Below are 7,558 nucleotides of genomic sequence, written 5' to 3'. Positions count from 1 at the left end.
TATGCGGAAGCGTATGGAAAAGCAAATTCAGATGGTCCAGGAAGATTTTTGTAATTGGGTGGTTTTGTTTTTTTACAAGCAGAGGGGGGCATACGATGTAGCGTAGCGTCTCGTGGGCTCGGAAATGTGTATAAGAGACGGGGCGGGGGGCACGGGGGCGGTCACCCGCCCGATCCTACCGAGCGCCGCGCACCCCTCTCGTCACGCGACCGCTCACGCCCCCGCGACGAGGTCGAGCGCCAGGTCGAGGATCGGCGAGGAGTGCGTGAGCGCCCCGACGGACAGGTAGTCCACGCCCGTGGCGGCGACCTCGGCCGCGCGGTCGAGCGTCAGGTTGCCGGTGGCCTCCAGCTCGACCCGGCCGGTCGTCGCCTCCCCCGCCCGCACCGCCGCGACCGTCTCGGCCAGCACCGGCGTCGGCATGTTGTCGAGCAGCAGGAACCGCGCCCCGGCGGCCACGGCCTCGAGCGCCTGGTCGGTCGTGTCGGCCTCGACCTGGATCGGCACGTCCGGGAACCGCGCGCGCACGGCCGCCACCGCCGCCGCGACGCCGCCGGCGGCCACGACGTGGTTGTCCTTCACCATCGCGACGTCGTGCAGGCCCATCCGCTTGTTGGTCCCGCCGCCGCGGCGCACCGCGTACTTCTCGAGCTCCCGCAGACCCGGCGTGGTCTTGCGGGTGTCCAGCACCTGCGTGCCGGTCCCGGCCAGGGCGTCCACCCAGCGGCGGGTGTGGGTGGCGACGCCCGACGCCCGCGACGCGAGGTTGAGGGCGGTGCGCTCGGCGACGAGCAGCGCCTGCACCGGTCCGCGCAGCACCGCCAGCACGTCACCCGGTGCGACGGCGGTGCCGTCGGCCACCCGCAGCTCCACGGTCGCCGGCGCCAGCCCGAGGCGGTCGGTGACCTGGCGCAGCACCTCGGCCACGACCGGCAGCCCGGCGACGACCCCCGCGGCCCGCGCCACCAGGTGCGCGACGCCGGGCACGTCCGCCGCGATGGTCGCCTGCGTCGTGACGTCCCGGCCCGGCGCGGGCCCGAGGTCCTCGTCGAGCGCGACGGCGACGGTGCGGGCGGTCCAGGCGGGGTCGAGCGGGCGGTCGAGGTCGTGGCTCACGCGCGCCAGCCTAGGGGCGCGGTCAGACCAGGGGCGCGCGGCGCTGGACCAGCACGCCGTCCGGGTCGAGGTCCGCCTCGACGCGCAGCAGCCAGGCGTCGTCGCTCGCGGGGAAGTCGCTGCGCAGGTGACCGCCGCGGGTCTCCCGCCGGGTCGCCGCCGTCGCGGCGAGCACGCTCGCCACCTGGTGCACGTTCGTGGTCTCCCACTCCGCGACCTGCGGGTCGGCGACGGCCCGGTCCGCGCCGTCGGGCGCCCGGTGGGCGTCGGTCCGGACGGCCCGCAGCGCCTGCGCCGCGGCCTCCAGCCCCGCGGCCGACCGGAGCACGCCGGCGCCGTCGGTGGCGATCCGCTGGATCCGGGACCGCGCCGCCCCGGCGACCAGGGCCTCCGGGCCGGGCCGCTCGACGGGCTCCGCGGGGCGCAGCGCGCCGGACTCGACGCGCCGAGCGATGTCGTGCGCGGCGCGGTGGGCGAACACGAGCCCCTCGAGCAGCGAGTTCGACGCGAGCCGGTTCGCCCCGTGCACGCCGGTGCAGGCGACCTCCCCCACCGCGTACAGACCGGGCACCGAGGACCGCCCGACGAGGTCCGTGACGACGCCGCCCGAGTGGTAGTGCTGGGCGGGGGCGACGGGGACCAGGTCGGTCGCGAGGTCCAGCCCGTGCTCGGCCAGCCGCTGCGCGATCGTCGGGAACCGCCGCCGCAGCCGCCCGGCGCCGAGGTGCCGGGCGTCGAGCAGCACGTGGTCCGAGCCGGTGCGGGCCAGCTGCCGCACGATCGCGCGGGACACGACGTCGCGCGGCGCGAGCTCCGCGAGGGGGTGCACCTCGGGCAGGAACCGGTGGCCGTCGGTGTCGACCAGGTACGCCCCCTCGCCCCGCACCGCCTCGGAGACCAGCGTGAGCTGGCCCTTGACGCCCGACCCGAGCCACAGGACGGTCGGGTGGAACTGCACGAACTCCACGTCGCCGACCGTCGCGCCCGCCCGCAGCGCCGCCGCCATGCCGTCGCCGGTGGCCTGCGCGGGGTTGGTGGACGAGCGGAACACCTGCCCGATGCCGCCCGTCGCGAGCACCACCGCGGGGGCCAGGGCCGCTCCGACACCGTCACGGCTGCCCTCGCCGATCACGTGCAGCGTCACCCCGCACACCGCACCCGGGCGACCGTCCCGGCCCGGCGCGCCGGTCAGCACGTCGAGGACCAGCGCGTGCTCGACGACCTCGATCCCCGGGTCCGCGCGCACGGCCTCGAGCTGCGCGACGAGCGCGCGGGAGATCTCGGCCCCGGTGGCGTCCCCGCCGGCGTGGGCGACGCGGTCCGCGTGGTGACCGCCCTCCCGCGTGAGGCTGAGGTTCCCGTCGGGCTCGGTGTCGAACACGGCGCCCCGCGCGACGAGCTCGCGCACCCGCGCCGGGCCCTCCGTGACGAGGACCTCGACCGCCCGGGGGTCGCACAGCCCGACCCCGGCGACCAGCGTGTCCCGCAGGTGCGCCTCCGGGGAGTCCGCCGGGTCGAGCGCCGCCGCGATGCCGCCCTGCGCCCACACCGTGGAGCCGGAGACCAGCTCGCCCTTGGTCACCAGCAGCACCCGCGGGACGCGCGTGCGCAGCTCGAGGGCCGCGGTCAGCCCGGCGATCCCGGACCCGACGACCACCGCGTCGGCCCGCACGGTCCAGCCCGGTGCGGGGGCGGCGAGCCGGCGCGCGAGGCGCACGGTCACCGCGCGGCGCCTGCGTCCCGTGCGTCGTCCGGCGCGCTCGGCTGCCCGTCGTGCTCCACGAGCGCCCGCCCCTCGTCGAACGGCACGCCGCTCGGGTGCAGCCCCGACGCGGCGGTCCACTCGGCGGGCACCGTGCCCGGGTCGTGGCCGGTGTCCATGACGCGGTTGTCGGCGTCGACGAGCACGACGTGCGGCTCGTAGGTGCGGGCCTCGGCGTCGGACAGCATCCCGTAGGCGATGAGGATCACCACGTCGCCCGGGTGCACCAGGTGCGCGGCGGCGCCGTTGATGCAGACCTGGCCCGAGCCGGCCTCCCCCGCGATGACGTAGGTGGTGAGGCGGGCGCCGTTCGTGACGTCCACGACGTCCACCTGCTGGCCGGGCAGCAGGTCGGCGGCCGCGAGCAGGTGCGCGTCGACCGTGATGGACCCGACGTAGTGCAGGTCGGCCTGCGTCACGGTCGCGCGGTGGATCTTGCCGATCATCATCGGCCGCAGCAGCGAGGTCATGGTCACGCCCACCTCACGTCGGAGTTGTCGATCAGACGGGTGCTCCCGACGGTCGCCGCGACGGCGAGCACGGCGGTGCCGACCGCCGGCACCGCGCCGGTCACGTCGGCGAACGCGTCGAGGTCCACCAGCGCCACGTAGTCGGTGCCCACGCCGGCCGCGTCCAGGACGTCCCGGGTGGCGGCCCGCACCGCGTCGGGGGTGCCGCCGTCCGCCGCGACGGCCTGCCCGGCCGCGAGGCCCCGGCTCAGCGCCAGCGCCTGCTCCCGCTCGGCGCCCGAGAGGTACACGTTGCGGGAGGACAGCGCGAGGCCGTCCGCGTCCCGCACGGTGGGCACGCCGACGACCTCGACGGGCAGGTCCAGGTCCCGCACCATCCGGGTCACGGCCGCGAGCTGCTGCACGTCCTTGCGGCCGAACACGGCGACGTCCGGGGCGGTCAGGTGCAGCAGCTTGAGCACGACGGTCAGCGCGCCGTCGAGGTGCCCGGGCCGGGTCGCGCCCTCGTAGACCGTGCCGATCCGCCCGGCGTCGACCCGCACCACGGGCGCGCCGTCGGGGTACATCTCCTCGGCGGCCGGCGCGAACACCACGTCCCCCTCGCCGAGCAGGTCCGGCGCTGTGAGCGACGCGAGGTCGCCCGGCAGGTCGCGGGGGTAGCGGTCGAGGTCCTCCGTGGGCCCGAACTGCAGCGGGTTGACGAAGATCGTCACCACCACCTGCTCGGCGCGGGCGCGGGCCTCGCGCACGAGCGCGAGGTGGCCGGCGTGCAGCGCTCCCATCGTCATGACGACGGCGCGCCCGGTCCGGGAGCCGGCCGCCGCGGGGCCGGCCGTCGGCGGGCGCAGCGCTGCCGCGAGCTCCGCGCGCGTGCGCACCACCGTGGGGGCACCGGTCCGTGCCTCGCTCATGCCTGGTCCTCCTGGTCGACGCCGGGCCCGGGGTCGCCGGTCCCGCCGTCCTCGTCGTCGTGCGCGCCGTGCACCGTACTCCCGTCGGCCCCAGGAGCGTGAGCCGGGCCGGACGGCGGGACCCCCTCGCCCGGGGCGGGTCCCGCCGTCGCCAGCGCGTCGAGCAGCGCCTGCCCCTGGTCGGCGCGCAGCAGCCCGGCGGCGAGCGCCCGGCCGGTCGCCGCACGGGACAGCGCCCGGTACGACGCGGCCACGTCGGTGGCCCCCGTCCGGACCCCGAGCGCGGTGAGCACGTCGAGGTGGTCGCGGACCGTGCCCGCGTCGCCGCGGCGGACGGGGCCGGTCAGGGTGGTCACCGCGCCGGAGGTCGGGTCGTCGCCGGCGTCACGGCCGCCGCCCGCGGACTCCGCGCGGAGCGCCCCGTCGAGCGCGGCGGACAGCAGCGGGCGCAGCACGGACCCCGGGTCGGCGACGCCCGCGGCCGCGAGCGCCTGGCCGGCCTGGGCGACCAGCACCACCAGGTGGTTCGCGCCGTGCGCGAGGGCCGCGTGGTAGAGCGGCCGGGCCGACTCGTCCAGGACGACCGGCTCCCCGCCCATCTCGACCACCAGGGCCTGGCCGATGGGCAGCACGGGCGTCGGCGCGGTGACGGCGAACGTGCAGCCCACCAGGCGGGCGAGGTCGAGCGACGTCCCGGTGAACGTCATCGCCGGGTGCAGAGCGATCGGGATGACCCCCGCCGCGCGCGCCGGGTCCAGCACCGCGGCGCCGTACCGGCCGGCGGTGTGCACCACGATCTGCCCGGCCTGCCACGCGCCCGTCGCGGCGAGCCCGGTCACCAGGCCCTCGAGCGCGTCGTCCGGGACGGCCAGCAGCACCAGCTCCGCGCGGCGCACGACCTCCGGCACGTCCAGCACCGGGACACCCGGCAGCAGCGCGTCGGCCCGGTCGCGGGACGCCTCGGACACGGCGCTGACCCCGACCACCGGGTGCCCGGCGGCGCGCAGCGCGCTGCCCAGCACCGCGCCGACCCGGCCTGCGCCGACGACGCCGATCCCCAGCCGCGTCATGCCCGGCGCATCCACTGCTCCGGCCCCGCCCCGGCACGCGCGGTGCGGGCGCGCGCCGCCTGCTCGTCCAGCAGCCCGGCCGCCACGCGGGCGTCCAGGTGGTCCACCCGCGGCGACACCGGTCCCGGCGTCGAGTGCAGCTGGAACGACGCGACCCCGAGGCGGCGCTGCAGCGGCCCCTGGGCGAGCCCGAGCGACTGCGTGCGCTCGTGCGGGACGACGACGAGCCGGCGCACGAGGACGCCGGAGCGCAGGACCAGCGCCCGGTCGGTGACCGTCACGCCGTGGCGCCGCCAGCCGACGGGGTCGAGCCAGCGGGAGCGCCGGGGCGCCGTGGCCCAGCCGGCCCCGCTGTCGCCGTCGTCCGCGCCGTCGCGGCTCGCCCGGCCGGTGAGCCCGGCGTCCACGAGCCCGCGGGGGTCGGCCGTGCCGAGGTCCGGCAGCACGAGCCACAGCGCCAGCAGGGCCTCGTCCCGCGTCCCGACGGGCAGCAGCACGTTCTCCGTCTGCGCCTGGTCCGGGCCCGCGCCGTACCCGGCGACGTTCACCTCGACGCGCCACCAGTCCGGCCCGCGCCACAGCAGCCCCTGGGAGATCTGCACCGCCTGGACCCGGCCGGGCGGGACGGTCTGCGCCCGGGACTCGGTGAGGCCGTGCCGCAGGCGGATCCCGTCCGGGGAGATCGCGGCGCGGAAGTTCGCCCCCCGGTTGAAGCGGCTCCAGGTGTACGACACGACGCCGAGCAGCGCGGGCAGCACCGCGAACGCCGACTCGAACCGGCCGGACGTCACGATGAGGACGACCAGCACGGCGATCATCACGACCAGCCAGATGGTCGCCGACGAGCGCAGGGTCGACAGCAGCAGCCGGCCGACGGGCACCTCGTAGACCTGCCGCTCCGGGGCGACCGGTGCGGCACCCGTCCAGCCGTCGTCGACCGCGGGCTCGCCGACCGCGCCGGCGGGCTCGAGGGCCGGGGCGTCGACCGCTCCCGCGGCTGCGGGGTCGGGCGCCGGGCCGCTCACCGCGGCGGTGCGCCGGGCCGGGCGCAGGCCCGCGGCACGCGCCAGCAGCTCGGCCCGCAGCTCCTCGGCCTCGCTCTCGCGCAGGAACGCCAGCGACACCGCCGACCCCGCCCCGCCCGCGACCTCCAGCCGCAGGTCCGCGAGCCCGAGGATGCGCGCCAGCAGCGGCTGCACGACGTCGACGGCCTGCAGCCGGTCCAGCCGCGCCTGGCGCTGCTGCCGGAACAGCACGCCCGAGCGCAGGTGCACCGCCTCGTCCGTCACCGCGAACCGCGTCATCCGCCAGGCGATCGCCGAGTACCCGAACCCGACGAGCGCCACCAGCACGAGGGCGCCGACGACGAACAGCCACGTGCGCGGGCCGAGCCACTCCGCGAGCTCGCGGACGTCGTCGGCGGCGTTCCAGGCGATCACCGCGACCGCCGCGACGAGCACCTTCCAGCCCTTCACCGCGGGGGTCACCGGGTGCATCCGCCGCCAGGCGAGGTCGTCCGCGGGCGGCTCGGCCGGACCCGACGCGTCGGCAGGCACGGCGTCGGCGGGCACGGCGCCCGCGGGCAGCGCCTGCTCGGGCACGGCGTGGTCGCCGGTCACAGCCCCGCCAGTCGGGCCTCGCCGCGCGACGCCAGCTGGTCGCGCAGCCGGGCGGCCTCGGCCGTCGGCAGGCCGTCGATCGACGCGTCCGTGCCGGGCGACGCGGTGTGCAGCTGCACCGACGCGATCCCGAGCTTGCGGGCCAGGGGCCCGGCCGTGACGTCCACGTACTGCATCCGGCCGTACGGCACGACGACCATCGACCGGAACAGGATGCCCTTGCGCAGGAGCAGGTCGTCGGCGCGCTCGGCGTACCCGAGCGCCCGCACCTGCCGCGGCACCAGCCACGCGACCCAGGCGGTGAACGCCGCGAGCACGCCCGCGGCCACCCAGAGCCACACCAGGCCGGACAGCGCGGCGGCGACGACCAGGCCGACCAGCGGCACGCCGAGCCACGAGACGCCCGACACGAGCCGGGCCGTCGCGAGCCGCGGGGACACGGGCGTCCAGTCGACGCCGGCGGGCTCGAACGGCTCGCTCTCGCGGACCGGCGCGACCGCGGGTGCGGCGGAGGCGACCGGTGCGGGCTCCGGCATCGGGGTGGCGGCGTCGCCGTCGGGCGTGGTCATGCGGTCATCCTCCCATCGCAGGTACCGGGAGCGTGCGGGAC

7 protein-coding genes are annotated in these 7,558 nt (G+C 77.4%); all 7 read right to left on the bottom strand.

The genetic code is table 11. From position 1 onward, the window contains the following. Positions 1-213 precede the first annotated feature (213 nt). Genes nadC through KJP73_RS03055 form a run of 7 tightly spaced genes read right to left on the bottom strand, consistent with a single transcriptional unit; the run spans position 214 to position 7,484 of the window. Complete coding sequence (nadC, locus tag KJP73_RS03085; RefSeq protein ID WP_249669055.1) at positions 214-1,116, bottom strand: carboxylating nicotinate-nucleotide diphosphorylase; 903 nt, start codon at positions 1,114-1,116, stop codon at positions 214-216. A 22-nt stretch (positions 1,117-1,138) separates the two neighbouring features. Then, a complete protein-coding gene (locus KJP73_RS03080) occupies positions 1,139-2,839 on the bottom strand; it encodes an L-aspartate oxidase (protein WP_213281285.1) in 1,701 nt (566 codons plus the stop codon). After that, positions 2,836-3,348, bottom strand: a complete 513-nt coding sequence (gene panD / locus KJP73_RS03075) for an aspartate 1-decarboxylase (RefSeq protein WP_249669054.1) — start codon at positions 3,346-3,348, stop codon at positions 2,836-2,838. The genes KJP73_RS03080 and panD overlap by 4 nt, the downstream gene beginning before the upstream one ends. Before the next feature lie 2 nt (positions 3,349-3,350). Next, positions 3,351-4,259 carry a pantoate--beta-alanine ligase gene (gene panC / locus KJP73_RS03070; protein ID WP_213281284.1) on the bottom strand — a complete coding sequence of 303 codons (909 nt, stop codon included), beginning with the start codon at positions 4,257-4,259 and terminating at the stop codon, positions 3,351-3,353. Beyond that, positions 4,256-5,329: a Rossmann-like and DUF2520 domain-containing protein gene (locus KJP73_RS03065; protein WP_213281283.1), complete on the bottom strand. Its 1,074-nt coding sequence runs from the start codon at positions 5,327-5,329 to the stop codon at positions 4,256-4,258. The genes panC and KJP73_RS03065 overlap by 4 nt, the downstream gene beginning before the upstream one ends. Continuing rightward, complete coding sequence (locus tag KJP73_RS03060; protein WP_249669053.1) at positions 5,326-6,948, bottom strand: PH domain-containing protein; 1,623 nt, start codon at positions 6,946-6,948, stop codon at positions 5,326-5,328. Before KJP73_RS03060 ends, KJP73_RS03065 begins: the two co-directional genes overlap by 4 nt. Beyond that, on the bottom strand, positions 6,945-7,484 hold the full coding sequence (locus KJP73_RS03055) for a PH domain-containing protein (protein ID WP_213281294.1): 540 nt from the start codon (positions 7,482-7,484) through the stop codon (positions 6,945-6,947). Before KJP73_RS03055 ends, KJP73_RS03060 begins: the two co-directional genes overlap by 4 nt. Positions 7,485-7,558 lie beyond the last annotated feature (74 nt).

It is taken from the genome of Cellulomonas hominis (assembly GCF_901521055.1).
Lineage (GTDB): Bacteria > Actinomycetota > Actinomycetes > Actinomycetales > Cellulomonadaceae > Cellulomonas > Cellulomonas endometrii.
Note: the sequence above shows the minus strand (reverse complement) of the source record. Positions and strands in the feature narration are given on the sequence as shown.